Source organism: Kribbella sp. NPDC050470 (assembly GCF_044458365.1).
Lineage (GTDB): Bacteria > Actinomycetota > Actinomycetes > Propionibacteriales > Kribbellaceae > Kribbella.
In genome coordinates this window covers 20,732-43,736 of the sequence record NZ_JBITHV010000003.1, presented here as the reverse complement: position 1 = coordinate 43,736, position 23,005 = coordinate 20,732, and the positions used below count along the sequence as shown (strand labels likewise).

The 23,005-nt window shown below is 68.1% G+C and carries 24 protein-coding genes; 8 read left to right on the top strand and 16 right to left on the bottom strand.

The window, feature by feature from the left end; genetic code table 11:
• Positions 1-32 precede the first annotated feature (32 nt).
• Genes ACIBGM_RS08600 through ACIBGM_RS08590 form a run of 3 tightly spaced genes read right to left on the bottom strand, consistent with a single transcriptional unit; the run spans position 33 to position 3,078 of the window.
• Entirely contained in the window at positions 33-725 is a 693-nt protein-coding gene (locus ACIBGM_RS08600; protein WP_360513840.1) for an ABC transporter ATP-binding protein, read from the bottom strand.
• Positions 722-2,017 carry a peptidoglycan-binding protein gene (locus tag ACIBGM_RS08595; RefSeq protein ID WP_360513837.1) on the bottom strand — a complete coding sequence of 432 codons (1,296 nt, stop codon included), beginning with the start codon at positions 2,015-2,017 and terminating at the stop codon, positions 722-724. The genes ACIBGM_RS08600 and ACIBGM_RS08595 overlap by 4 nt, the downstream gene beginning before the upstream one ends.
• Positions 2,014-3,078, bottom strand: a complete 1,065-nt coding sequence (locus tag ACIBGM_RS08590) for a hypothetical protein (protein WP_360513834.1) — start codon at positions 3,076-3,078, stop codon at positions 2,014-2,016. The genes ACIBGM_RS08595 and ACIBGM_RS08590 overlap by 4 nt, the downstream gene beginning before the upstream one ends.
• 113 nt (positions 3,079-3,191) lie before the next feature.
• Here ACIBGM_RS08590 and ACIBGM_RS08585 point away from each other — a divergent pair, with 113 nt between their 5' ends.
• Both ACIBGM_RS08585 and ACIBGM_RS08580 read left to right on the top strand, forming a co-directional pair.
• Entirely contained in the window at positions 3,192-3,905 is a 714-nt protein-coding gene (locus ACIBGM_RS08585; protein WP_360513831.1) for a response regulator transcription factor, read from the top strand.
• Positions 3,895-5,754: a sensor histidine kinase gene (locus ACIBGM_RS08580; RefSeq protein WP_396384934.1), complete on the top strand. Its 1,860-nt coding sequence runs from the start codon at positions 3,895-3,897 to the stop codon at positions 5,752-5,754. The genes ACIBGM_RS08585 and ACIBGM_RS08580 overlap by 11 nt, the downstream gene beginning before the upstream one ends.
• Positions 5,755-5,774: 20 nt before the next feature.
• Here ACIBGM_RS08580 and ACIBGM_RS08575 read toward each other — a convergent pair whose 3' ends face one another.
• Complete coding sequence (locus ACIBGM_RS08575) at positions 5,775-7,727, bottom strand: heparinase II/III family protein (protein WP_396384933.1); 1,953 nt, start codon at positions 7,725-7,727, stop codon at positions 5,775-5,777.
• 431 nt (positions 7,728-8,158) lie between these two features.
• Here ACIBGM_RS08575 and ACIBGM_RS08570 point away from each other — a divergent pair, with 431 nt between their 5' ends.
• Positions 8,159-8,848, top strand: coding sequence for an SGNH/GDSL hydrolase family protein (locus ACIBGM_RS08570; RefSeq protein ID WP_396384932.1), 690 nt, complete (start codon positions 8,159-8,161; stop codon positions 8,846-8,848).
• A 45-nt stretch (positions 8,849-8,893) separates the two neighbouring features.
• Entirely contained in the window at positions 8,894-9,313 is a 420-nt protein-coding gene (locus tag ACIBGM_RS08565; protein WP_396384931.1) for an MmcQ/YjbR family DNA-binding protein, read from the top strand.
• 213 nt (positions 9,314-9,526) lie between these two features.
• Here ACIBGM_RS08565 and ACIBGM_RS08560 read toward each other — a convergent pair whose 3' ends face one another.
• Complete coding sequence (locus ACIBGM_RS08560) at positions 9,527-9,883, bottom strand: hypothetical protein (RefSeq protein WP_396384930.1); 357 nt, start codon at positions 9,881-9,883, stop codon at positions 9,527-9,529.
• Between the two features lie 510 nt (positions 9,884-10,393).
• Here ACIBGM_RS08560 and ACIBGM_RS08555 point away from each other — a divergent pair.
• Complete coding sequence (locus ACIBGM_RS08555; protein ID WP_396384929.1) at positions 10,394-10,651, top strand: ribbon-helix-helix protein, CopG family; 258 nt, start codon at positions 10,394-10,396, stop codon at positions 10,649-10,651.
• A gap of 308 nt (positions 10,652-10,959) precedes the next feature.
• Here ACIBGM_RS08555 and ACIBGM_RS08550 read toward each other — a convergent pair whose 3' ends face one another.
• From ACIBGM_RS08550 to ACIBGM_RS08515, 8 genes are all read right to left on the bottom strand, one after another.
• Positions 10,960-11,391, bottom strand: a complete 432-nt coding sequence (locus ACIBGM_RS08550; protein ID WP_396384928.1) for a hypothetical protein — start codon at positions 11,389-11,391, stop codon at positions 10,960-10,962.
• Between the two features lie 8 nt (positions 11,392-11,399).
• Positions 11,400-11,810, bottom strand: coding sequence for a type II toxin-antitoxin system prevent-host-death family antitoxin (locus ACIBGM_RS08545; RefSeq protein ID WP_396384927.1), 411 nt, complete (start codon positions 11,808-11,810; stop codon positions 11,400-11,402).
• 198 nt (positions 11,811-12,008) lie between these two features.
• Positions 12,009-12,956 carry an LLM class F420-dependent oxidoreductase gene (locus tag ACIBGM_RS08540; protein ID WP_396384926.1) on the bottom strand — a complete coding sequence of 316 codons (948 nt, stop codon included), beginning with the start codon at positions 12,954-12,956 and terminating at the stop codon, positions 12,009-12,011.
• Positions 12,956-13,699, bottom strand: a complete 744-nt coding sequence (locus ACIBGM_RS08535) for an SDR family oxidoreductase (protein WP_360513816.1) — start codon at positions 13,697-13,699, stop codon at positions 12,956-12,958. Before ACIBGM_RS08535 ends, ACIBGM_RS08540 begins: the two co-directional genes overlap by 1 nt.
• 7 nt (positions 13,700-13,706) lie before the next feature.
• Positions 13,707-14,369 (bottom strand): histidine phosphatase family protein, encoded by a 663-nt coding sequence (locus tag ACIBGM_RS08530; protein WP_360513813.1) that lies wholly within the window; start codon positions 14,367-14,369, stop codon positions 13,707-13,709.
• Positions 14,370-15,416 (bottom strand): phosphotransferase family protein, encoded by a 1,047-nt coding sequence (locus ACIBGM_RS08525; protein ID WP_360513810.1) that lies wholly within the window; start codon positions 15,414-15,416, stop codon positions 14,370-14,372.
• On the bottom strand, positions 15,409-16,194 hold the full coding sequence (locus tag ACIBGM_RS08520; RefSeq protein WP_360513807.1) for an SDR family NAD(P)-dependent oxidoreductase: 786 nt from the start codon (positions 16,192-16,194) through the stop codon (positions 15,409-15,411). The genes ACIBGM_RS08525 and ACIBGM_RS08520 overlap by 8 nt, the downstream gene beginning before the upstream one ends.
• Entirely contained in the window at positions 16,191-17,447 is a 1,257-nt protein-coding gene (locus ACIBGM_RS08515; protein ID WP_360513804.1) for an acyl-CoA dehydrogenase family protein, read from the bottom strand. The genes ACIBGM_RS08520 and ACIBGM_RS08515 overlap by 4 nt, the downstream gene beginning before the upstream one ends.
• 56 nt (positions 17,448-17,503) lie before the next feature.
• On the opposite strand from ACIBGM_RS08515, the gene ACIBGM_RS08510 reads away from it, so the two are divergent.
• Positions 17,504-18,091, top strand: a complete 588-nt coding sequence (locus ACIBGM_RS08510; protein ID WP_360513801.1) for a TetR/AcrR family transcriptional regulator — start codon at positions 17,504-17,506, stop codon at positions 18,089-18,091.
• A 419-nt stretch (positions 18,092-18,510) separates the two neighbouring features.
• On the opposite strand, the gene ACIBGM_RS08505 is transcribed toward ACIBGM_RS08510, so the two are convergent.
• Complete coding sequence (locus ACIBGM_RS08505; RefSeq protein ID WP_396384925.1) at positions 18,511-19,524, bottom strand: LacI family DNA-binding transcriptional regulator; 1,014 nt, start codon at positions 19,522-19,524, stop codon at positions 18,511-18,513.
• A 178-nt stretch (positions 19,525-19,702) separates the two neighbouring features.
• On the opposite strand from ACIBGM_RS08505, the gene ACIBGM_RS08500 reads away from it, so the two are divergent.
• Positions 19,703-20,161: a GNAT family N-acetyltransferase gene (locus ACIBGM_RS08500; RefSeq protein ID WP_360513795.1), complete on the top strand. Its 459-nt coding sequence runs from the start codon at positions 19,703-19,705 to the stop codon at positions 20,159-20,161.
• Here ACIBGM_RS08500 and ACIBGM_RS08495 read toward each other — a convergent pair.
• Positions 20,158-20,778 carry a hypothetical protein gene (locus tag ACIBGM_RS08495; protein ID WP_360513792.1) on the bottom strand — a complete coding sequence of 207 codons (621 nt, stop codon included), beginning with the start codon at positions 20,776-20,778 and terminating at the stop codon, positions 20,158-20,160. The two genes, ACIBGM_RS08500 and ACIBGM_RS08495, sit on opposite strands and share 4 nt — an antisense overlap.
• 19 nt (positions 20,779-20,797) lie before the next feature.
• On the opposite strand from ACIBGM_RS08495, the gene ACIBGM_RS08490 reads away from it, so the two are divergent.
• A complete protein-coding gene (locus ACIBGM_RS08490) occupies positions 20,798-21,571 on the top strand; it encodes an aminotransferase class IV (RefSeq protein WP_360513789.1) in 774 nt (257 codons plus the stop codon).
• Here the strand turns inward: ACIBGM_RS08490 and ACIBGM_RS08485 are convergent.
• Positions 21,568-22,989, bottom strand: coding sequence for a CCA tRNA nucleotidyltransferase (locus tag ACIBGM_RS08485; RefSeq protein ID WP_360515096.1), 1,422 nt, complete (start codon positions 22,987-22,989; stop codon positions 21,568-21,570). The two genes, ACIBGM_RS08490 and ACIBGM_RS08485, sit on opposite strands and share 4 nt — an antisense overlap.
• Between the last annotated feature and the right edge of the window lie 16 nt (positions 22,990-23,005).

The window sequence follows — 23,005 nt, the reverse complement described above, 5'->3', positions numbered from 1 at the left end:
CCCGCCGGCGGGATCCGGGGGGCCTGCTTGGGTTACCACTGGAGGGTTCCGTCGACGATGCGGACCTGGCGCTGGGCCCGGCTGCTGACGTGGGTGTCGTGGGTGATGACGGCCAGCGTCATCCCCTCGTGGTGCAACTCGTCGAACACTTCGAGGATCGCCTCCGCATTGGCGCTGTCCAGGTTGCCGGTCGGCTCGTCCGCAAGCAGCAGGCTCGGCTCCGCGACCAGCGCCCGCGCGATCGCGACCCGCTGCCGCTCGCCGCCGGACAGCGTGGTGGGGGCGAAGTCCATCCGGTGCGCGAGCCCGACCCGCTCGAGCGCCACCCGCGCCCGCGCCATCCGCTCGCGCCGGGGCACCCCGACGTACACCATCGACAGCGCTACGTTCTCCAGCACGGTCCGGTGGTCGAGCAGGTGGAACGACTGGAATACGAACCCGATCCGCTCACCCCGCAGTACGGCGCGACGCCGCTCTCGCAGGCTCATCGTGTCCACCCCGTCCAGGCGGTAGACCCCACCGGTCGGGTTGTCGAGCAGTCCGAGCAGGTGCAGCAGCGTCGACTTCCCCGACCCGGACGGACCGACGATCGACAGGTACTCCCCTTGCCCGATCGTCAGGTCGACCTCACGGATCGCCCGGACCTCGGGCGGTCCGGGGAAGAACCGCCGTACGCCGATCATCTCGACGACCGGCGCCGGCAAGGCAACCGCAGTCGCGCTCATCGTCCGACCACCACCTGGTCGCCCTCGGCCAGCTTGGAGTCGCCGCCCGGCGTGACCTGTGCATACCCGTCGGCGGACAGCCCGACCGTGACCGGGATCAGCTCGACCTTGCCGTCCCGCAGCACCTCGACCCGCGACCCACCGTCCGGACCGGACGACAGCGCAGCCACCGGTACGGCGAGGACCTTGCCGGCCGTGCTCTTGACCGGGACCGTGACCCGGACGTTCGCGTCGCGGAACAGCGCGAGTTGCTTCGCGGTCAGCGTGTTCGGGGCGACCACGACGTCGTACTGGTCGCCGTTCTTCGTGACCCGGCGGACCTTGCCGGCGACCGCCGTACCCTCGCCGAGGTCGAGGGTCGCGGCCATCCCGGCCTTCAGGCGTTCCGCGGTCTGCGCGTCGACCTTGACCGTGACCACCAGGGCGGCGCCGCTGGCCGACATGACCACGCCGTTGACCGTGCCGCCGCGCTCGACCTTCACGTCGTCGACCCGGCGCGGCAGCGTCTTCACGTAGACGATCTCGGACACCGGCAGCGGTGTGCCGGCCTTGAACTCGGCCTCGTTCAGCGCCTCCTGCGCGTCGGCCAGGTTCTCCTCGGCGTCGTCGACCGCGCCCTGCTGCACCGAGGTGTCCTTGGCCTTGGCCTGCTGAGCCTGCTTCAGTGCGGCCTTCGCCTGCCGGAGCGCGTTCTTCATCGCGTCGACGTTCTTCTCCGCCGCGTCGACGGCCTGGCTCAACTGCTGCTCCGGCTCGGGGGCGTCGTACCCGGCGTCCTCGTAGAGCCGCTCGACGGCTGCCGAGGTGTCGGTGTCGTACTCGTCGTCGACGTCGCCAGGGTCGAGGCCGAGCCGGTCCAGCGTCTGCTCGAGCTGGAGCACGTCCGGTCCCTTGCTGCCCGGCGACAGGGTCCGGTACATCGGGAGCACGCCGGCCAGGCCGATCACCGGGCGGCCGGTGATCTCCAGCAGCGCCTTGCCCTCGGTGAGGGTCGAGCCGACCGCCGGCACCTTGCCGGTCACGATCGCCGGCGTGGTCAGACCGCTCGTCTCGACCCGGATGTTCACGGCGCCGTCGAACGAGGCGTCGCCGCGGCCGACGACCTTGCTGGAGAGCGCCTTCTTCTCCACCGGCACGGTGATCTGGGACGCCTTCGGCGCGGCGGTCTTGGCGGCCGCGTCCTCCGGCGAGGTGATCCGGCTGCCGGCGGCCACGCCCACTCCGAGCGAGACCGCCGCCACCGCGGACACCCCGACCAGCACCCGCCGGCGGGACCTGGGCGAAGCGGTCACCGGTTCGCCATTCCGTCGCGGTACGCCTCGAGCTCGGCCTTGTGCTGCTCGACGAACTCCTTCTCCTTCTCGTACTGCACCGTCTTGTACGGCTCGTCGTACACCTTGGCCCGGCACTTCTGGTCGGCCACCGCGAGGTCGATCTCGAACTTGCGCAGCTCGGCCAGCTTGGCCGCGTCCACCTTGTCCAGCGACGGCGCGCCGATCACGGTCTTGCCGGGGTTGTTGTTGCCGGCCGGGTTGTTGCCGGACAGCTCGTCGAGCTTCTGGCTGACCTTCGTCCGCGGCTCGTCGATCTTCTTGTAGCCGGCCTGGCCGGACTCGGCGAGGCAGTCGGCCCAGGCGGTGGTGGCGTCGACCACCCGCTGGTCGTCCTCGATCCGCTTCGCGAGCGCCTGGAGGTCTTTGAACAGGCTCTCGTACTTCTTGAACTCGGCCTCCCGGTCCTGGCCCTTGCCGTAGACCTCCTCGGCGGCCTTGCCGCGGCAGCCCAGGTTCAGCTGGCTGCTGTTCTTCGGTCCCTCGCCCTCCTTCGGCGCGATCACGACGCTGCCGTTGCCGGTCGAGTTCGGGCCGTTCAGCGCGGTGTCGTACGCCTTTTTGGCCTTCTCCGAGAGCGCGTTGCGGATCTTCGTGTTCGGGTTGCTGTCGTCGTCGGCCCCGGCCTTGGACCAGTCGATGGTGCTGATGCCGTAGCCGTACTGCTCGGCGAACTTGTCCGGCGGCAGGTTGAACGCGTCGTTGAACTTGCCCTTCGGCTGCGACTCCGGCGGCACCGGGACGTACTCGAACCCGGCCGCCTTCATGCAGGCCGCGGTCGCGTCCTCGACCTTGCGCTGCTTGGCGAGCTCCTCCTCGCTCGACCCGGCGCCGCCGCCGGCCCGGACCGCCATCCGCATCCCGCCGCTGCCCGAGCTGACGAAACCCTCACCCATGTACTCCGCGAGCGGGCTCTTGTCAGTTTTCTGATCACCGGTCGCCGCGCCCGGGTCAGTGGAGTTTCCACAGCCGGCCAGCGCCAGCACGGCGACGACCGCGAGTGCTTTTCGTGAGGTTCTCATGGCTGTGGAGCGTGCCTGCGGGGGCATGAAGAACCTGTGAAGGAGCCGTTTGCACCCGATGCTCTCAGCCGATCTTCATAGGTTTCTTATGAACGTCGGTCACATTGAGGAACATGCCAGCGCGGATTCTCGTCGCCGAAGACGACCTGAAGCAGGCGGAGCTGATCCGGCGGTACCTCGAGCGGGAGGGGCATCTCACCGTCGTCGTGCACGACGGGCGGGCCGCGATCGACGAGGCCCGCCGGCGCAGCCCCGACCTGCTCGTGCTCGACGTGATGATGCCGAAGGTGGACGGCCTGGACGTCTGCCGGGTGCTCCGGGCCGACGGCGCTGACGGGGTGCCGATCATCATGCTGACCGCCCGTTCCACCGAGGACGACCTGCTGCTCGGCCTCGACCTGGGCGCGGACGACTACCTGACCAAGCCGTACAACCCGCGCGAGCTGGTCGCCCGGGTCCGGACCGTACTGCGGCGGACCCGGAGCCGGGCCGAGGGTGAGGTGTACCGGGTCGGCGAGCTGGAGATCGACCCGATCCGGCACGAGGTCCGGCTGGCCGACCGCCTGGTCGAGCTGACCCCGGCCGAGTTCAAGATCCTGGCCTGCCTCGCGGCCTCACCGGGGCGGGCCTTCTCCCGGCAGCAGCTGCTCGAGCACGCGTTCGGCTTCGACCACTACGTCTTCGACCGGACCATCGACGTCCACGTGATGAACCTCCGGAAGAAGATCGAGCCGTCTCCGGGCCCGCCGGCGTACCTGAAGACGGTGTACGGCGTGGGCTACAAGCTGGCCGACGCAACCACAGGGGTGGTCCCCGATGCGTCGTAGCGTGCTCGTCCGGTTTCTCGGGCTGTCCCTCGCGGTGGCGCTCGGCGCGGTGATCGCGACCGCCGTGATCGCGACGTACAGCACGTCGGAGCAGTTGCAGGGTGAGATCGACGCGAACAACGGCCAACTGCAGGTGGACGGCCAGATCTACGAACGGCTGTCGCGGTACGCCTCCGACCACCCGACCTGGTCCGGCGTGGACAAGCTGGTGCACGAGCTGTCCGACGAGCTCGGCCGCCGGATCGCGCTGACGAAGCCGGACGGCACTATGATCGCGGACTCGGCCCGGATGCTCGGTGCGGGTCCGGAGCTCCCGTCGGTGCCGGCAGCAACCGTCGACGTACGCACCCAGGGCAACGCCAAGCTCGCCGGAGCCGTGAGCGTCTACAGCGCGCGCAAGACCGCGGCGGGCAAGGCCGACACGATGGTGAGCGCCGCCGCGCTGCCCGGGCTGTACCCGGCCTATCCCGGCTGGGGACTGACCGACGAGGAGCTTGCCGAGCGCACTCGCCTGGCCCAGCAGGCCACCGAGTGCTACGCGGCGCAGGGTCGGTACGCCACCGTGTCCAGCGCCGGCGGCGCCAACATGCCGGTCGTGATGGTCGAGTCCGGCCAGACGGTCAACGGCACGAACCTGATGCAGGTCACCAAGCCGGGCGCGCCCGACGACAAGTGCCTCCCACCGGGCGTGAACGCTCCGAGCGCGAAGGCCAAGCTGGTCAACGACGACGAGGTGCGGCGCGCCACCGATTGCCTCGACGCGGCCGGGCTGGACTACTCGGTCACCGAGTTCGACGGCCTCCGGGCGGTCGAGCCGAAGGACAAGACTGCCTTCTCGGATCAGTTCGCCACGTGCACGACCGAGGCGCGCTCTCAGGCGCTGGCGCCGTACGTCGCTCCGTCGGCCAAGCTCTACCTGGGTGCGAAGAGCACGTTCAACGTGTTCTCCGGCGAGGGGCTGCTGCGGACAGCCGCGACCGCGCTCGGGGTGCTGCTGATCGCGGCGCTGGTGATGCTCTTCGCCGGGCGCCGGCTGGTTCGGCCGATCGTGGCGCTGACCGGGGCAGCGCAGCGGATGCGGAACGGCGACCACGCAGCCCGCGTACCGGTGACCGGCAAGGACGAGGTGGCCCGGCTCGGGCACGCGTTCAACGCGATGGCTGAGTCGATCCAGCGGCACGACTTCCAGCGCAAGGCGATGGTGAGCGACGTCGCGCATGAGCTGCGGACTCCGCTGGCCAACATCAAGGGGTATCTGGTCGCGTCGGAGGATGGCGTCGTACCGCTGGACAGTGAGTTGGTCACGTCGCTGCTCGAGGAGACCGGGCTGCTCGAGCACCTGGTGGCCGACCTGCAGGACCTGGCGCTCGCCGACGCCGGGATGCTGCGGTTGCACAAGGCCCCGCGCGACCTGACCGAGTTGGCGCAGCAAGTGGTGTCGGCGCACCGGCCTGCTGCGGAGTCGGCCGGCATCTCGCTGACGGCCGATGTACCGGGATCGGCGCCGGCGTCCGTCGACAGCGCCCGGATCCGCCAGGCACTGGGCAACCTGGTCTCGAACGCGATCCGCTTCACCCCGTCCGGCGGTCATGTCGTCGTCGGCGTACGGCGGGTGGACGACGGCTATCACCTCACCGTCACCGACAGCGGGACCGGCATCGCCGACGAACACCTCCCACACCTCTTCGATCGCTTCTACCGCGCAGAACAGTCCCGCAGCCGTACGACGGGTGGCAGCGGACTCGGCCTGGCCATCACCAAGCACCTGGCCGAAGCACACGACGGCCGCATCACCGTAACCAGCCGCGTCGGCTCCGGCTCAACCTTCACGATCCGCATCCCGGCCTAGCCGCCGCGGTGCGATCCCGCCTATCCGGCGCGGTAGAGAGATCCGCCGCCGGAGATGGCGATGGAGGCACGTACGCCTCCGACGTTGAGGTTGACGATGAACGTCGTACCCGATTGCCGGGTGGTGTAGGTGACCGCGCCGGTCGAGCGGATGGGCACGACGAACGACAGGATCGATGCGGTCTTGCCGCCGCGCGCCATCATCACGGTCGGTGCGGACTTGCGGACGAAGCTGCTGGGGTACGTCCAGCCCTGGATCGGGTTGGTCTGGGCCTGCTTGACCAGAGTCGCACCTGCCGGGAGCGCCTGCTTGAACGGGACCTGGAACAGGATCGTCTTGGTGGAGTCACCCGTCGCCATTGCCACCGCGGTCGTTCGGGAGTACACGGTGGCCCGCTGGTCCGACGGCAGGTGCCAAAGCGTCTGGAACGCCTGCGCTGTCGTGGCCGACGCCCGGTCCCACACGACCAGCAGGTCGGGGTTCTTCAACACCAGCACCGACCGGACCCGACTGATTCCGCTGCCCGGGACGTCGGCGAACGTGTACGACTCCGCGTTCGCCTTCACCGCCGCGGCTGTCAGGCGAGTCGCCGGGTTCAGGTACGTCGACATCGGCGTCGTCATCACACTGTGCGCACTCTGACTCACGGTCCACGTGCGATACACACCGGCGTTGTACGCCGCGTACCCGCCCTCGATCACGATGTCCCGGCCGCGCGCCGTGTACGTGATGCTCGTGTGGTCGAAGTGTCCATGGAACGCCCGCGCCGGCCCGAACCGGATGCTGTATGCCGATTCACCCTTGAACCCCCGGCCGGGCTCGGTACCCCAGCCGGTCCGGCCGAAGACGTAGCCGGCCGAGTAGATCCCGACCCGCCACAGCGGCATTGTGCCCTTGGTGCCCAGCGACCCGGCGTACTCCATCGGCGTCCCTGCCCACGGGTACGTCGACCGTAGCTCGGTGTCGCCGATCTGCGGTAGCCTGCCGAGCGAGTTCGTTGCCAACGCCAACCACTTCGCCAGCAACGCCCGCCGAGTCGACATCGTCGTACCCGGGCTGACCCCACCGTTCTGCAGCACCGCGATCGCCCGGCCCCACAACGAATAGTTGAACGCGGCATAGCCCGTCGACTGCTCGTTGGTCGACCCCTGCGCGTCGATCGATGTGGTGATCCCAGCTGCCAAACGCTTGACGGCAAGGTTCTTGTAATCGGCCCTGCTCAGCGTGACCCCTACCCCGAACAGCGCGATGCTCTCGTCGGTGCCATGGTTCCAGGCACCACTCCAGTAGTTCGTCAGGAACCGCGCGTGACTGAGCAGGGCTGCGTCCACCCAGGTGTACCGGGTCGGCAACGTGGTTACCTGCAGGCCGGACAGGATCGCCTGTCGCAGACAGATCAACACGTTCGTGCGGTGCATCGTGGACTCCCAGGCACCGACGTTCGCCTTCCACGAATACGGGTTGTCGCGATGCCAGTCGTAGGCGATGGTGTTCACCCGTGTCAGCGCAGTCAGATCACCCTTGCCCGCGGCAACGATCCCCTGACCCAGCCACCGCAACGAGTGGAACCACATGTACCAGCTCGCGTTCTTGTACGGGTTCAACGCCCAGTTGATGTTGCCGCCGCCATTGCCAACCTTGTAGGCCGCGTACGGTCCCCATTGGAACTTGTCCGCGTACAGGTTCGCCAACGGGTTCGTCGTCTGGATCCCACTGAAGCCGGGACATGCGTAGAACGGCGCCGCCAACGACTGGACCTGGTTCGTTCCGATGTCTGTCGCCGGCGCCGCGGTCGCCGGCACGACGTTGCTCGCACCGGGCACGAACTGAGCCTCCCCCGGATCCTCCGGACCGGGCACGATCAGAATGCCGGGATTGTCCGCCGGCGTTCGATCTTGACCTGCTGCCGTTCCCGCCCCCAGCACCAGCACGGCGATTCCAACGGCCACCCCGGCCGCGCTCGTGAATCGCATGAAGTTGTACCTCTCCCCCACCGTCGCCGGGCACCGGCGGCGGTCTCCTGACCGGTCTGCGCAATCCCCCGGGAATGCAAGGTGCGCCGTACCATCGGCGACACCGCGCGGAATCCGCGGAGGCGGTCAGCTCGCCGAGGTTTGGTTCTCTCCCCTACACCTAGCTTGATACATAAATGCCGCTGATGGTTGTGCGAGTTTTGCGGTAGCACAGCAATCGCTTGACCTAGGCTGGGCGCGGCGTCACTGGCCGCCCAATTCCCTACAGGTCCTGGAACAAATGATTAATTCCCGCGGCCTTTGAGGGGATTGTCGTAATCCGCATGACGGTGGGACGCTCGCATTAGTGCGGATCAGCGTCTCCGTCGGGGGAGTCGCGCGTCGGGTGGGGGAGAGGTCGCGGGCCGGGGGCAGCCCGCCTAGGGGGAGCAATGAAGCACTCACGCATCATCGGAGCTGCAGCCGCGGCAGTCGCGCTACTCATCGGAACAGCAGTACCAGCACAGGCCGACTTCGGCTCCGGAACACTGGGTAACTGGCCGGCAATGAGCCACGGCATCACCGGCAACTGGGCAACCGCCGACGTCGGAATCATCGGCGATTCAATCCTCACGCGCTGTCGCAATTCGTTGGCGACGCAGGTGGCGCAACAGGGTAAATCCCTCGCGACGAACTACTGGTCTGGCCGACCGACCAGACCAACCGTCGACTGGCTCCTGTCCCAGCCGCGGCTTCCACGGGTTCTGGTGGTCCAGTCAGGTTCGAACGACATCTTCGATCCACGCCCAGTAGGTGCCCAGGTCGCGCGTCTGAAGGCTGGGCTGCCTTCCGGCATCACCTTGTTGTGGTCGGATGTCCAGGTCTCCCGCACCCGGTACAGCGCAGCCGTTCAACTCGCGGACCAGCGCAACTCGATGTGGGTGAACAACCAACTACGGGAGAACCTTCCGAGAGGCCAGATCATCCCGTGGTCCTGGTGGTTCGCTTCGAGCCCGGGTCGCCTTCCGTACTACTTGCAAGACGGCGTGCATCCCTGGGCGGCGGCGGGCACCGGCCACGGTGATGGGTGCGCCTTCTGGGCCACGGTGATCATGTCCGTCGCGCGGAGGTCCCTCGGCTGACGGGGTGTCACGGAGGGGTCGCCTCGCGACTCTAGACTCGGCGGTATGGCTCCGAGACGAGCGCGGGTGGCGGATGTGCACGAGGTGGCGCTCGGGATGCCGCACGTCACGGTTTGGCAGAAGGAGAAGACCGAGCGGCCGGTGTACCAGGTCGGTGGGAAATCGTTCGTGTTCTTCCGCAATCCCCGTCCGGACGCGGTCGACCCGGACACCGGTGAGCGGTACGACGACGTGATCGTGATCTGGGTCGAGTCCGAGGAGGAGAAGCTCGCCCTGGTCTCCGACGACTCCAACCCGTTCTTCACCACGCCGCACTTCAACGGCCACCCGTCGGTCCTGGTCCGCGCCAGCCAACTGGGCAAGCTCACTAAACAAGAGCTCACCGAAGTCATCCAGGACGCCTGGCTCTGCCGAGCCTCCAACCGCCGCGCCAAAACCTGGCTCGAAGACCACCGCCTGAGCTGACCATGCGCGCCGCTCCCGCATCGCTGCCATCGCCACGGGCGTGGCGTTCGCGTTCCAGCAACTGAGACGTCCGCATCAGCATCCTGGACCGACCGTAACGTCTCCCCCGCGGGGACGATGCAGCACAAGAGGGCCCGCCACTATCACTGGCGGGCCCTTCCCCTGTGTGTGTTGGGCCCTGGCGCGAGGGAACGGCCCCGCACAGGACCGCCTCTACTTCCTGTTGAAGTAGTAACCAGCCAAGGCACCCACCGTGACCGGGATGAGGACAGCGCTGAGATTTTTCAGCTCCTCGACATTCTCCGACGCTGGCAGCCGAAACGACGCGATGATCGTCCCCAACAGGACCATGCCGACCAAGCTGACCATCACGATGGACAGCCTGCCGCGGATCTCCTCGCGCTTGAGTTGCAACTTCAGCCAGGGGCCCTTGACGAGCACGGGGTTCCCGGCGATCGGCCGGGGCTCCTCGTTCTCACGCTCCTCCTCCACGCCGGTGAGGCGCGACGGGTCGAGTTGGGCCGGCGGCACCAGTTCGCCGCGCGTCAGTCTGACGAGGTCTCTCAGCAACGCGGCTCGCTGCGCGTCGGTGAGGGTGATCTCCCCGCTCTCACTGTCCTGAGTCGAGCCACACCCGTCACGAGGCCGCGACGAGTCGGACTCTTCTGTGTCCATCGGACCACTTACTCCTTCCTATCGGTGCAAGGGACACCCCATTTCCGGGGTAGACCGATTCGGTGAGGGACAGCATGCCATACGTTCGACACACATTCTCCGCACGGCTGGCGTAAATTGTGTGTACGTTGTCCGATAACAGGTGTGTTACATGCACACATCTTGCACTAAGGATGTTGTAGTGTGGTGAATCGTGGTCAGACGGCAACGGAGTGTGACCACGTGTCACCAGCTTGACCCGTTAAGTAACGAGCCAGAAAGGAGAGATCAGCGTGCTTCCAGGAAGCGTGACCCGCAGTCATGCGGGCGGTGGGGTGGGGATCGTCCGCCACCGGGTCCCTTCCGCGTCAAGGAAGCGTGACCTCCGGCCATGCGCCGGCACCACTCGCTGAGAGGTCGACCTTCATGACCAAGACCGAGGAGAAAACTGACACTGGCAATTCGTCGATCGTGCGGCTGTCCGTCAATCTGGCCGCGGATGCCATGGAGACCCTGCGATGGCTCGCGAATCGCAGAGGTCTCTCGCTGACTGAGACCATCCGGCGTGCGATCACCGTTCTCAAGTTCGTCGAGGACGAGGTTGACAAGGGCAACAAACTTGCGATCGTCGAGACTGACGCCAACGGTCAGGAACGGGTTCGGGAGATCCTCCTGGTCGCCTGAACCAACCCGACTGGGACCAACCCACGCTTCGGGGAGCGGCCAACTCCCCAGTTCATCCATCCCCCTGATCAATGTCTCTCCGTGGAGACACCAAGCCCGCCCTTCGGGCGGCGCAGCGGCTACGAAGGGCCCATGCTTGCGACTGACGCCGTGGGTCTTTCGCCATTTATCGACTCCCGCGGTGCCGAGGCACCGGTCGAGCCATGCGCCCGATCCACTCGCACAGACCACGATCTACGGCAGCAAGGTTCGCCCGCCGCCGAAGACGGCCCGAGGTCAGCCGCCGCGAAGCGGCGCCCTCAAAATTGTCAGCGGCCGGTGGTGTAGAACTCGGCGAGGCGTTGGACGGCCGCTGCCTTTGTCATGGCCCGGACCTCGGCTTCCGGTATGTGTGCCTCGGCGATGAGGGCTCTGACGACGCCAGCCGGGATTGTCTCGGCGGGAGCTTGGGGTCCTTGCCGGTCCGGGAGCACCTTGTGCTCCACGCAGTCCCAGAACTCGTCGGCTGTCACTGCGAGCTGGTCACGGAGGATATGCGACCAGATGGACGGGCCGTAGTCGGTGCGATCGACCGGGTGGCTGATCCTCGTGTACAGGACTCGGCCGTCAGGCAACGCGAACTCGTAGTTGACATGGTGGGTTCCGCGCTTGCCGGTCGCCCGTTTGCGTTCGACCCAGCCTTCGGTAACGCAGAAGTCCTGGTGATCCGTCCGGGTGGCTGGACGCCGTTGTTCGCTCATGCCGTTTGTCAGGCAAGCAGCCAGTCGCGGAGCTGGTCGTCCGACGAGAGCGCGACGATCTGCACGAGACCCCAGTTGTCGGCGTGGTTGGGCGCCAGGCGCAGGTGGTCGGCCCACTCTTCGGCGTAGTCGCGGAGGGCCTCGACCATCTCGTCCGCAGCCTCGTCGAGGGTCGGCCCGTCCGCGGCGACCGGAAGCCCTGGGATGAAGATCGACCAGCCGTCATTCTCCGCAACCAGCTGCGCGCCGGCGGGACGAACTCGGATGAGGAAGTGAACCAGCCGATCCGCATCCACAGCTGCAACGCGCCGCGCGTCCCGAGTGACCGTCGCCGGGCGACCGTCGTCGGCGGCATCGAGGATGTCCTTGAAGTGCTCCCGCGCCTCCCGCGCACTGCGGTACTCAACCTGCGAGTTCAAGCCCTTCTCCCTCCACCAGCCGCGTGTACACAGCGTACACCGCGGACACGCTGCCACCAACCTTCAGCCAGCGCAACGGGTGCAATCGCCCCGCGCGCTCGAGTGCCCCCGGTGCCGGGTGAGGAGGGAACCCCGATCGGGTGTCTGACCCGTTGGTCCGCCGCGGAGCGGTGTCCTTTGTGTTCCTCCCGCACCGGCTCAGGTGGGAGCAAGGGCTTGGGCGGTTTTTAGGAGGTTGGTGCCGGTGGGGAGGGTGGCGATGATGGGGGTGTCGAGGCCGTTGGCGAGGTAGCGGTTGATGTGGGCGCGGCATTCTGCGGCTGAGCCGTGGACGATGAGGTCGTCGAGGACTTCCACGGGTACGGCGGCCATCGCGGCGTTGCGGTCGCCGGCGGTCCAGGCTTCGCGCATCTCCTTCATCGCGGCGCCGCGGCCGAGCCAGTCGTGGAAGGCGGCGTACCCGGGGACGGTCAGGTAGGTCGCGATCAGGAAGCGGCCGATGTTGCGCGCCATCTCCGCGTCCTCGGTGACGCAGACGAAGATCCGGGCCGCGAGTTCCTTGTCCGGACCGAGCTCGGCGCGCACCCGCCGTACGTCGTCCGCCGAGAGCCAGTTCGTGATCGCGCCGTCGGCCTCGCGGGCGGCGAGCCGAAGCATCTGCGGCCGCAGCGCGGCGAGCATGATCGACGGCGGCACGTCCGGCGCCTTCTCCAGCCGGAACCGGTTGATGGTGAAGCTATCGAACTCCCCGTCGACCTTCTCCCCGGCGAACGCCTGCCGCAGGAACCGCAGCACGTCCCGGGTCCGGGCCAGCGGCGGGTCGTACGCGATCCCGTTCCACCCGGTCACGATCGTCTCCGACGACGCACCGATCCCGAGCACGAACCGCCCCGGCGCGAGATCCGCCAGCGCCGCCGCACTCATCGCCAGCGCAGCCGGCCCCCGCGTGTGCACCGGTACGACGGCCGTCCCCAACCGCAGGCGATCGTCCCACTCGGACGCGAGCACCAACGGAGTGAACGCGTCCGCGCCGGCCACCTCGGCCGACCACAGATCCGTGTAACCCAGCGACGCCAGCTCGGCGATCAACGCCCGGTGGTCGCGCAGCGGCACCCCGGTCAGCGGAAGGGTCAGGCCCCAGCGCATCAGATCATCCTCTTCAGCAACGGCAGCGGCGCGTGCTTCATCACCCGCGCCAGCGGTATCCACGGCCACGGCGGTACGTACGCCTTCTCCTTCTCGGCCTCGATCGCGGCGACGATAGCCCGGACGCCGGGCACGGTGTCGACGATCAACGGCGTGTTCGCGACCCGGTCGTTCATCTCGGACCGGATGTACCCGGGGAAGATCGTGCTGACCTTGATCGGCTTGTTCAGCAACTCCAGCCGCAGCCCTTCGGCCATCGACGCCAGCCCGGCCTTGGTCGCGGCGTACGTCGTCACCGTCTTCGGCAGCCCGCGCAGCGCGGAGATGGACGAGATGAAGACGAGGTGTCCGGCGTTCCGGGCCCGAAACAGCTCCAGCGCGGCCTCGGCCTGGGCCAGCGCGCCGACGAAGTTCGTCATCGCGGTCTGCAAGTTCGCGTCGAACCGGCCGGTCCCGAGCGGCGCGCCCTTGCCGAGGCCTGCGTTCACCACGACCCGGTCGAGGGTCAGCTCGGCGTCGGCCTTGCGGAACACCTCGAACACCTGGTTGTGGTCGTTCACGTCGAGCCTGTGGACAACCACCGTCAGCCCCGGGTACCGCTCAGTCAGCTCGGCGCGCAATGCCTCCAGCCGTTCCGCCCGCCGCGCGGTCAGCACCAGATTGTGCCCCTTCGCCGCGAACTGCCGGGCCATCTCCTCCCCCAGGCCGGAGCTCGCGCCGGTGATCAGGATGTTGCGTCGCATCACTGTCCTATCTGTAGGAGAGCAACTCGCTGCCGTCGAGGTGTCCGTGCTCGTTGTAGCTGACCACGGTGAGCCCGCTGCGGCCGGACACGATCTTGGTGATCGCCGTGTTGATTGTGATCGCGTTCAGCTTGGACCACACGCCGTCGCCGCCGGACAGCAGCCGGCTCACCACGGCCGCGATCGGACCGCCGGACGTGAACACCACCGCCGTCTCACCCTTCCCGAGTCGCTCCGCGGTACGCCGTACCGCTGCCTCGGACCGGTCGCAGAAAGCGGTGAAGCTCTCGGTGTAACCGTCGCCGCCCAGCGTCCAGCGCTCGGTCGCCGCCGTGAACATCTCCTGGAAGGCACGACCGGGATGACCGGTCCGGGCGAGGTCGGCCAACATCACCGCACGCCGCCGGTAGGCCGGTTTGTGCGCCACGATGATCTCCTCGTGGTCGAACTCGTCGTAACCCTTGTCGACCTCCGGTGTGAACCCGGCCAGCGTCGCCGTCTGCGCGTGCCGGCGCATCGAACCCGACACCACGAGCTCCGGCTGCACGCCCCGAGCGACCAGCGCCTTGCCCAGCACGGCCGCCTGCTGCTCGCCGCTCGGAGAGAGCCGGTCGTAGTCACTCTTGCCGAACGACGCCTGCGCGTGCCGGATCAGGTAGATGGTCGGCATTCAGCCCCTCATGATCCGGCGACAGCGCCGCTCGAGCAGGTTGACCGGGACCCACAGGCCCTTGAACCGCGGGTTCCGGGTCTGCTTGTGGTGGTAGCGGTAGTAGATCTGCTGCGCGATCACCGCCAGCCGGAACAGGCCGAACACCTCGTAGAACGCCCAGTTCTCCGGCTTCAGCCCAGACTTGTCCGTGTAGTACTGCACGATCTCGTCCCGCGTCGGCATCCCAGGCACGTCGGACGGCTGCAACCGGAACCACCGGAAGGCCCAGTCGTCGTCGGCCTGCACCCAGTACGCGAGCGCGCTGCCGAGATCCATCAGCGGATCCCCGAGCGTCGCCAGCTCCCAGTCGAGTACGCCGACCACCTGCAGCGGATCGTCCGGCGCAAGTACGACGTTGTCGAGCCGGAAGTCGTTGTGGATGACGCAGGTCCCGACGTCGTTCGGCTGGTTCGCCGCCAGCCACGCCATCACCCGCTCGTAGCTCGGCACGTTCCACGTCTTCGCCTTGCGATAGCGCTCGGTCCAGCCGGTGACCTGGCGTTCGACGTACCCCTCGCCGCGGCCGAGGTCGGTGAGCCCGGCCTGGTCGGGGTCGACCTGGTGCAGGTCGACGAGGGTGTCGAAGACCGTGAAGCAGAGCTGCCGGGTCTGCTCCGGGGTGAGGTCGACGCCGAGCTCCTGCCGGCGCGGGATGGTGCCGGCGATCCGCTCCATCACGTAGAACTCAGAGCCGATCAGGCCGGTGTCGGTGCAGTGGGCAACCATCTCGGGCACGTACGGGAACACCGGCTTCAGGCCGGCCTGGATCCGGAACTCGCGGCCCATGTCGTGGGCGCTCTTCGCCTTAGTCCCGGCCGGCGGCCGGCGCAGGATCAGATCGTGGCCGTCGTACTGCAGGAGATAGGTCAGGTTGGAGGCGCCGCCGGAGAACTGCCTGACCTCCGGCAACCCGGGCGGCAGCTCGGTCCGTTGCCGGAGCCAACCGTCCACCACGGGTACGTCGAAGGCGTCCTCGGCGCGAACCGCGCGGGCGCCATCACCCATTACCGGACTCGGCACGCTCACGGGCCCGGGCGGCGAGCTTGCGCATCTGCCGGTCGTACAGCGGCCGGGCGAACCGCTTGGTCCGCCACGCCATCAGCGCCGGCCGGTCCGGGATGATCAGGAACTGCTTCTTCTTGATCCCGGCGACCACCCCGGCCGCGATGTCGTCGGCCGAGCGCGGTGACTTCTCGATCAGCTGCCGCGCGGTCGCGCCCATCGCGGTGTCCTGGCCCTGGATCGAGTCGCCCAGGTTGGTGCGGAAGAACGACGGGCAGACCACCGACACGCTGACGTCGTACGGATGAAGCTCGTGCGACAGCGTCTCGGAGAGCGCGACGACCCCGGCCTTGACCGTGTTGTACGAGCTCATCATCGGCGGGTGCACGAGGCCGGCCGCGGACGCGGTGTTGACGATGTGGCCGGACCGCTGCCGCTTGAACATCGGCGTGAACGCGCGGCAGCCGCGGACCACACCCATCAGGTTGATGTCGACGACCCGGTCCCACTCGTCCAGCGACTCGACGTCGATCCGGCCGCCGGTCGCGATCCCGGCGTTGTTGACCAGGATGTCGAGCCCGCCCCAGTTCTGCTCGCACCACTCGACCGCCTTGGCCCAGTCCTCCGGGACACGCACGTCGAGCTTCAGGTACGACGCCCCGTCGTCCGGACCGTCCACCGACATATCGGTGCTGAGCACCTGGTGGCCTTCGGCAATGAACCGGGCGACCAGCGCGGCCCCCAGGCCGCTGGCGCCACCGGTGACGAGGACACGGCTCACTTGGCCTCCTGGTACTGCGTCAGGTACGGAGCCAGCTCGAGCTTGGCCACCACGTTGCGATGCACCTCGTCCGGCCCGTCCGCCAGCCGCAGCGCCCGCGCACTCGTCCACGCCGCCGCGAGCGGGAAGTCGTCGGACAGTCCACCGCCGCCGTGCAACTGGATCGCCATGTCGATCACGTCCTGTGCCATCCGCGGCACCGCGACCTTGATCTGGCTCACCTCGCTCAGCGCCCCCGCGAGTCCCTTGGTGTCCAGCAGGTACGCCGTCTGCAGCACGAGCAACCGGGCTTGGTTGATCGCGATCCGGGCGTCCGCGATCCGCTCCCGGTTGCCGCCGAGGTTCACCAGCGGCTTGCCGAACGCGGTCCGGCTGGTGCCACGCTGCAGGGCGAGCTCGAGTGACTTCTCGGCCAGCCCGATCAGCCGCATGCAGTGGTGCACGCGTCCCGGACCGAGTCGGCCCTGCGCGATCTCGAAGGCACGACCGAGCCCGACCAGGATGTTGCTCGCCGGCACCCGGACGTCGGTGAACGACACCTCGCCGTGGCCGTGTGGTTCGTCGTACTGATGCATTGCGGGGAGCAGGCGCTCGACCTTCACGCCGGGGGTGTCACGCGGGACGAGCACCATGGTGTGGCGCGCGTACCGCTCCGCTTCGGGGTCGGTGCGGCCCATGAAGATGAGGAGCTCGCAGTCCGGGTGGCCGACGCCGGTGCTCCACCACTTGCGGCCGTTGATCACTACGTCGTCGCCGTCGAGAATCGCGGTCGCGGCCATGTTGGTCGCGTCGGAGGAGGCGACGCCCGGCTCGGTCATGCAGAACGCGGACCGGATCACGCCGTCGAGCAACGGCTCGAGCCACTGCTTCTTCTGCTCGGGGGTGCCGTAGCGGAGCAGGACCTCCATGTTGCCGGTGTCGGGTGCGTTGCAGTTGAAGACGTACGGCGCCAGGAACGACCGGCCGGTGAGCTCGGCGATCGGGGCGTAGTCCACGTTGGACAGGCCGTCGCCGTACTGCTCGTTGCCTGGTTCGGGGAGTGGGAGGAAGAGGTTCCAGAGGCCTTGTTTGCGGGCCTTTGCCTGCAGTTCCTTGACGACGGGCTGCGGCTGCCACGGATCGCCGGCGGCTCGGGAGTCGGCAGCTCGGGAGGCGGCGTGGAGCTCGGCCTCGACCGGCTCGATCTCGGTCCTGATGAACTCGCCGACCCGGGCGATGAGGTCGTTCGCACGGGCGGAATGTTCGAACTCCATCAGACTCCCCTCAGTTGCCTTGACCGTAGCGCAGCGTCTAAGCAATGCTCAATAGCGTGAGTCAGCGCTGGACTGCGGAAGATCGCCGCAAGCAACTGGTCCGGATCGGCCTGATGATGCTGCGGACCCAGCCGATCCACGAACTGTCGATCGACGCGGTCGCGGGCCAGGCCGGGATCTCGCGCGGACTGCTGTTCCACTACTTCCCGAGCAAGCGGGACTACTACGTCGCGGTCATCGAGGCCGCCGGTCGCCGGCTCCTCCGCGTCACCAAGCCGGACGAGTCGTTGCCGCCGCCGGAGCAGCTCCGGCAGATGCTGCTGTCCTTCGTCGCGTTCATCACCCGGCGGCGCGCGGCCTACATCTCCTTCGTCCGCGGCGCGGCCGGCGGTGACGACTACGTGGTCAAGGTGTACGCCGACACCCGCGCCGGACTCGCCACCCGCGTCCTCAACCTGATCGGCTCCCCCGACGTCGCAACCCAGCCGGCGTCCCCCGAACGCATGACGGTCCACGCCTGGTTCGCGTACGTCGAGGACCTGGCCATCGAGTGGTCCGGCCTCCCCGAAAAGGACCGCCCCACCACCGACGAAGAACTGGTCGACCACGCCCTCGCGGCGCTAGAAGCCCTCCGAAAGCTCTGAGGCTTCCCCCAAACCACATCTCACCCCTCCCCAAGCACCTCCCACCCGCGCTGCGCGCGGGTGGGAGGTGTTAGGTAAACGCCAGCCAGGCGTCGCCGGCCGAGCGAGCGCCCCCGGCCCACCTCCTGCGAGGGAGATGCCGTGAACTCCCGCTTTCCCAAGGGGTATCCCCTGAACATCCGCTTTCCCGAGGGATGTCCCTTGAACGCCCGCTGTCCCGAGGGGATGGCCCGTGAACTGTTGCCTTCGTCGTAGCTGAAGACGCAGGGCTCCTCGGACAACCTGCCCGTCGTGGAGGGCCGGACCGCCAGGCCATCACAATCGACTCACGTCGGCCGGTGGCGCGCTGGCGCCGGGATGCAGGTGGTGGTTGTGATGGCCTGGCGGTCCGCATCCGCATCCCGTTCGCCGGGGTCCGCTCAGGGAGCGCGGCCGGTGGTGCCTCGGATGACCAGGTCGGTGGCTAGTTCTATGTGGAGGGCTTCCAGTTGGTGGCGGTCCAGGAGGCGGGTCAACAAGCTGACGGCCATGCGGCCCATTTCCTGGAGGGGTTGGCGGACGGTGGTGAGTTGGGGGGTGGTGGCTCGGCTCAGGTCTATGTCGTCGAAGCCGGTGATCGACAGGTCGTGGGGGACGGAGAGGTCGCGGTCGGCGGCGGCGTGGAGGGCGCCTAGGGCTGTCTTGTCGTTGAAGGCGACCAGAGCGGTGGGGCGTGGAGTGAGGGACAGGAGCTCGGCGGCAGCGCGGCGACCTTGCTCGACTGTCGGCTCCACGTGACGGGTCAGAGCGGAGTCGGGCAGGATGCCGGCCTCGGCGAGGGCTGCTGAATGGCCGCTCAGCCGGGCGTCCGCCGCGAGCCACTCGCGTGGTCCCGCGATCACTCCGATGCGGGTGTGACCGAGTGACGTGAGGTGCGCGGTGACCTGCCGCGCCCCGGAGTGATGCGCCGCCGAGACCGACGCGACGTCCCGCGGCAACGTCGTCCGCGGATCGACCACCACGAACGGGAGCCGCCGCGCCCGCAACCGCACGACCTCCTCGGCCGGCTCCGGCGGCAGGATCAGGATCGCCCCACCGACCCCGCGCTGAGCGGGCAACCGCGACAAGACCGGCTCCTGCGCAGCGGCCTCACCCGCGTTCAGGATCACCTGCCGCCCATGCCGGTCGAGCGTCTCCGCGATCGACGAAACGATCAGCCCGAAGTAGTCGGTCAGCACGTACGGGCACCGCACGTAGACGGCCCCGTCGACGGGTTTCGCCGTACCTCCGCGCGGACTCGGCGCTCGCAGCCCCAGCTCCGAGACGGCCCGCTCGACCAGCTCCCGAGTCTCCGGCGCCACGCTGCCCTGCTGGTTGAGCACCCGGGAGACGGTCGCGATCGACACCCCGGTCGCCGCCGCCACCTCCCGGACGGTCACTCGACCCCTAGGCATTTGTTACATCGCCTTGTTTCACGCTCAGGGTCATGACGAAAATACTGAGCGGTAATGATGAATTGCGAAAGAGCTGAGCGCGACCAACTGGTTGCGGTGGGTTGCCTCACGGTCGTCGGCGTCCGTGGAGAGATTGGCGAAACAGGAGCGTCACGCCCGATTGCTACCGTCTGGACGCATGACGGTGGAGCTGATCGAGGGAATGGAACTGCGCGCGGTTCCCGGGACCGACCCCGCCCTGGTGGCGCTGACGACCGCCCAGCAGGCCGAACTGGCCGCGATGTACGGCGAGGACCAGCCGCTGGTCGCACTCCACCCGGACATCGCCTTCACCCTGCTCCTGCTCGACGGCACCCCGGTCGGCTGCGTCGGCCTGCAACCCGTCGCCCCGGGCATCGGCGAGATCAAGCGCATGTACGTCGACCCGACCGCCCGCGGCTGGGGTCTGTCCCGCGTCCTCCTGGACGCCGTGGAGTCCCACGCCCGCTCCACCGGACTGACCCGCCTCCGCCTTGAGACCGGCACCCACCAAACCGCGGCCATCGCCCTCTACACCAACCACGGCTACGCCTCGATCCCGCCGTACCCACCCTTCGAGAACGAGGTCGCCTCCCTCTGCTACGCCAAGGACCTTTAGGCCCGGGGCAGATCCAGGACCAGGTGTGGGCCGTCTCGGTGGAAGCCGAGTTTGGTGAGGTACGGCGTGGAGTCGCGCATGTCGGGTGGGGCCAGGACCTGGTGGAAGCCGTGGTCGGTGAAGACGTCGCTGCGCCGGTAGACGAACTCGCCGGGGGTGAAGTCGCGGTACTTCGGGACCACGTAGTCGAGGTCGATCTGGGCGCGGCCGTCGCCGGCGTCGTGGGCGAGGACGACGCCGACGGTGCGGTCGCCGTGCTGGACCAGGAAGGCGTACGGGCTGTCGCTCTGGGTGAACCCGGGGTTGAACTGGCTGATGTCCTTCTGGTGCTGGGCAAGGACGTGGCCGAGGTACGCGTCACCGGAGCCGACCTCGAGGACCTGGTACTCCGCCTCGTCGTGCCGGTGCCGGAGCAGCCGCCAGAGGTGGACCAGGTTGATCACGGCCAGGACCGCGTTCATGCCGACCATCGGCCAGACGCCGATCGCCGCGTTGAAACCGACCAGGATCACGCAGCCGACCAGGTTCAGCAGCCGTAACCGCAGGATCCGGGTCTGCAGCAGGGACCAGACGACGAGTGCGGAGCCACCCCACCCGATGATGCTCAAGACGTCCACACCCGCACACTAGTGTCCTGTGAGCGATTCGCTGCTGCTCGACGGCACACCCCTGCGTACGGTCGATCCGATGGTGCTCCGCGCAACGAGCTTCGGGCATTTCACGTCGATGCAGGTCCGCGACGGCCGGGTGGACGGTCTCGACCGGCATTTCGACCGCCTGGATCGCAGTACCCGAGAGGTCTTCGGCCAACGACTCGCCGCCGATCGCGTCCGCGCGGACCTGCGCGCCGCCCTTGATCACGGCGGCGCCGGCGACCTCTCCCTCCGCGTCAACGTCTTCGCGACCACCGTGATTCACCTACTGATCCGGGTGAGTCCACCGATTGAACCCGGCGTACGACCCGTACGACTGCGCGCGTTCCGGCACGAGCGCGCCGTCCCGCACCTCAAGCACACCGGCACCTTCGACCTGACGTACTACGCGAACCTCGCCAGCCGAGACGGGTACGACGACGCCGTCTTCCACACCGCCGCCGGCGAGATCTCCGAAGCGTCCATCTGGAACATCTGCTTCGCCCGCGGCACCGACATCGTCTTCCCGTCGGCCCCGGCCCTCCCCGGCATCCGCCAGCAGGTCCTGCAACGCGGCCTCGCCACGCACACGACGACCCGCGTCCCGCTGGACGAGCTCTCAACGTACGACGCCGCCTACCTGACGAACTCGATCGACCCGGCCCTACCGGTCGCCTCGATCACGACCGACCACGGCACCACCACGTACGGCGAGCACGCCGCCTCGGCAGCGGTGATCGCCAAGGCCTACGAGTCCGTCCCGGCGCAGGAGATCTAATCCCGCTCCGACCACCACTTGAGGAGCTCCGCCCGCGCGCGCTCCTCACCCACCGGCCCCTGGTCGAGGCGAAGGTCCATCAGGAACTTGTACGCCTGCCCGACCTCGCGCCCCGCCGGGATGCCGAGGATCTCCATGATCTGGTTGCCGTCGAGATCGGGGCGCAGGGCATCGAGCTCCTCCTGCTCCCGCAGCCGCTCGATCCGGGCCTCGAGGTCGTCGTACGCGGCCCGGAGCGCCTCGGCCTTGCGCCGGTTGCGGGTGGTGCAGTCGGCGCGGGTCAGGATGTGCAGGCGGTCGAGCACGTCGCCGGCGTCGCGGACGTAGCGCCGGACGGCGGAGTCGGTCCACTCACCGGTGCCGTAGCCGTGGAACCGCAGGTGCAGCTCGACCAGCTTGCCGACCTGGTCGATCTGGTCGTTGCTGAACCGGAGCGCCTTCATCCGCTTCCGGGCCAGCTTCGCGCCGACCACGTCATGGTGGTGGAACGTCACCTTGCCGCCGTCCTCGAACCGGCGGGTCTTCGGTTTTCCGATGTCGTGGATCAGCGCGGCGAACCGAACGATGAAATCGGGCGTCGGACCATCGAGACGTGATTCGAGGTCGATGGCCTGATCGAGGACGGTGAGTGAGTGCTGGTACACGTCCTTGTGCCGGTGGTGCTCGTCCCGCTCCAGCTTGAGCGCGGGCAGCTCGGGCAGCACGTGTTTGGCCAGGCCGGTCGCCACCAGCAGGTCAAGGCCGATCCGGGGGTGGTCGGAGATCACGAGCTTGATCAGCTCGTCGCGGACCCGCTCTGCCGACACGATCGTGATCCGCTCGGCCATCGCGGTCATTGCGGCCACCACCGCGGGGTCCGGGGTGAACCCGAGCTGCGCGGCGAACCGGGCCGCCCGCATCATCCGCAGCGGGTCGTCGGAGAACGAGTCCTCCGGGGTGCCCGGGGTGCGGATCCGGCGGGCGGCGACGTCCGCGATCCCGCCGTACGGGTCGACGAACGTGCGGGCCGGCAGCCGCACAGCCATCGCGTTCATCGCGAAGTCGCGCCGGGACAGGTCGCCCTCGAGGCTGTCGCCGTACGCGACCTCCGGCTTGCGCGAGGTGGGATCGTAGGACTCCGACCTGTACGTCGTGATCTCCAGCACCCAGTCGCCCTTGCGGCAACCGATCGTTCCGAAGGCCTTACCGATGTCCCAGATGTGGTCCGCCCAGCCGGACAGCAACCGCTCGATCACGTCGGGGTGCGCTGAGGTGGCGAAGTCGAGGTCCTTGCTCCCCCGGCCGAGGAGAATGTCCCGGACCGGGCCGCCGACCAGGGCGATCTCGTGGCCGGCGCCGGCGAAGCGGGCGCCGAGCTCGTCGACGACCGGCGCGATCTCCAGCAGGGTCCGGACGGCCCGTTGCTGGACGGCGGACAACGATCCGGCGGAGGCT

What these genes read in the sequence shown, in the direction of transcription:
- ACIBGM_RS08515 (WP_360513804.1), bottom strand. Translation starts at nt 17,447, where the DNA reads ATGGAGTTCGAACATTCCGCCCGTGCGAACGACCTCATCGCCCGGGTC.
- ACIBGM_RS08580 (WP_396384934.1), top strand. Translation starts at nt 3,895, where the DNA reads ATGCGTCGTAGCGTGCTCGTCCGGTTTCTCGGGCTGTCCCTCGCGGTG.
- ACIBGM_RS08540 (WP_396384926.1), bottom strand. Translation starts at nt 12,956, where the DNA reads ATGCGCTGGGGCCTGACCCTTCCGCTGACCGGGGTGCCGCTGCGCGAC.
- ACIBGM_RS08500 (WP_360513795.1), top strand. Translation starts at nt 19,703, where the DNA reads ATGACGGTGGAGCTGATCGAGGGAATGGAACTGCGCGCGGTTCCCGGG.
- ACIBGM_RS08555 (WP_396384929.1), top strand. Translation starts at nt 10,394, where the DNA reads ATGACCAAGACCGAGGAGAAAACTGACACTGGCAATTCGTCGATCGTG.
- ACIBGM_RS08550 (WP_396384928.1), bottom strand. Translation starts at nt 11,391, where the DNA reads ATGAGCGAACAACGGCGTCCAGCCACCCGGACGGATCACCAGGACTTC.
- ACIBGM_RS08505 (WP_396384925.1), bottom strand. Translation starts at nt 19,524, where the DNA reads ATGCCTAGGGGTCGAGTGACCGTCCGGGAGGTGGCGGCGGCGACCGGG.
- ACIBGM_RS08575 (WP_396384933.1), bottom strand. Translation starts at nt 7,727, where the DNA reads ATGCGATTCACGAGCGCGGCCGGGGTGGCCGTTGGAATCGCCGTGCTG.
- ACIBGM_RS08530 (WP_360513813.1), bottom strand. Translation starts at nt 14,369, where the DNA reads ATGCCGACCATCTACCTGATCCGGCACGCGCAGGCGTCGTTCGGCAAG.
- ACIBGM_RS08570 (WP_396384932.1), top strand. Translation starts at nt 8,159, where the DNA reads ATGAAGCACTCACGCATCATCGGAGCTGCAGCCGCGGCAGTCGCGCTA.
- ACIBGM_RS08585 (WP_360513831.1), top strand. Translation starts at nt 3,192, where the DNA reads ATGCCAGCGCGGATTCTCGTCGCCGAAGACGACCTGAAGCAGGCGGAG.
- ACIBGM_RS08525 (WP_360513810.1), bottom strand. Translation starts at nt 15,416, where the DNA reads ATGGGTGATGGCGCCCGCGCGGTTCGCGCCGAGGACGCCTTCGACGTA.
- ACIBGM_RS08600 (WP_360513840.1), bottom strand. Translation starts at nt 725, where the DNA reads ATGAGCGCGACTGCGGTTGCCTTGCCGGCGCCGGTCGTCGAGATGATC.
- ACIBGM_RS08535 (WP_360513816.1), bottom strand. Translation starts at nt 13,699, where the DNA reads ATGCGACGCAACATCCTGATCACCGGCGCGAGCTCCGGCCTGGGGGAG.
- ACIBGM_RS08590 (WP_360513834.1), bottom strand. Translation starts at nt 3,078, where the DNA reads ATGAGAACCTCACGAAAAGCACTCGCGGTCGTCGCCGTGCTGGCGCTG.
- ACIBGM_RS08565 (WP_396384931.1), top strand. Translation starts at nt 8,894, where the DNA reads ATGGCTCCGAGACGAGCGCGGGTGGCGGATGTGCACGAGGTGGCGCTC.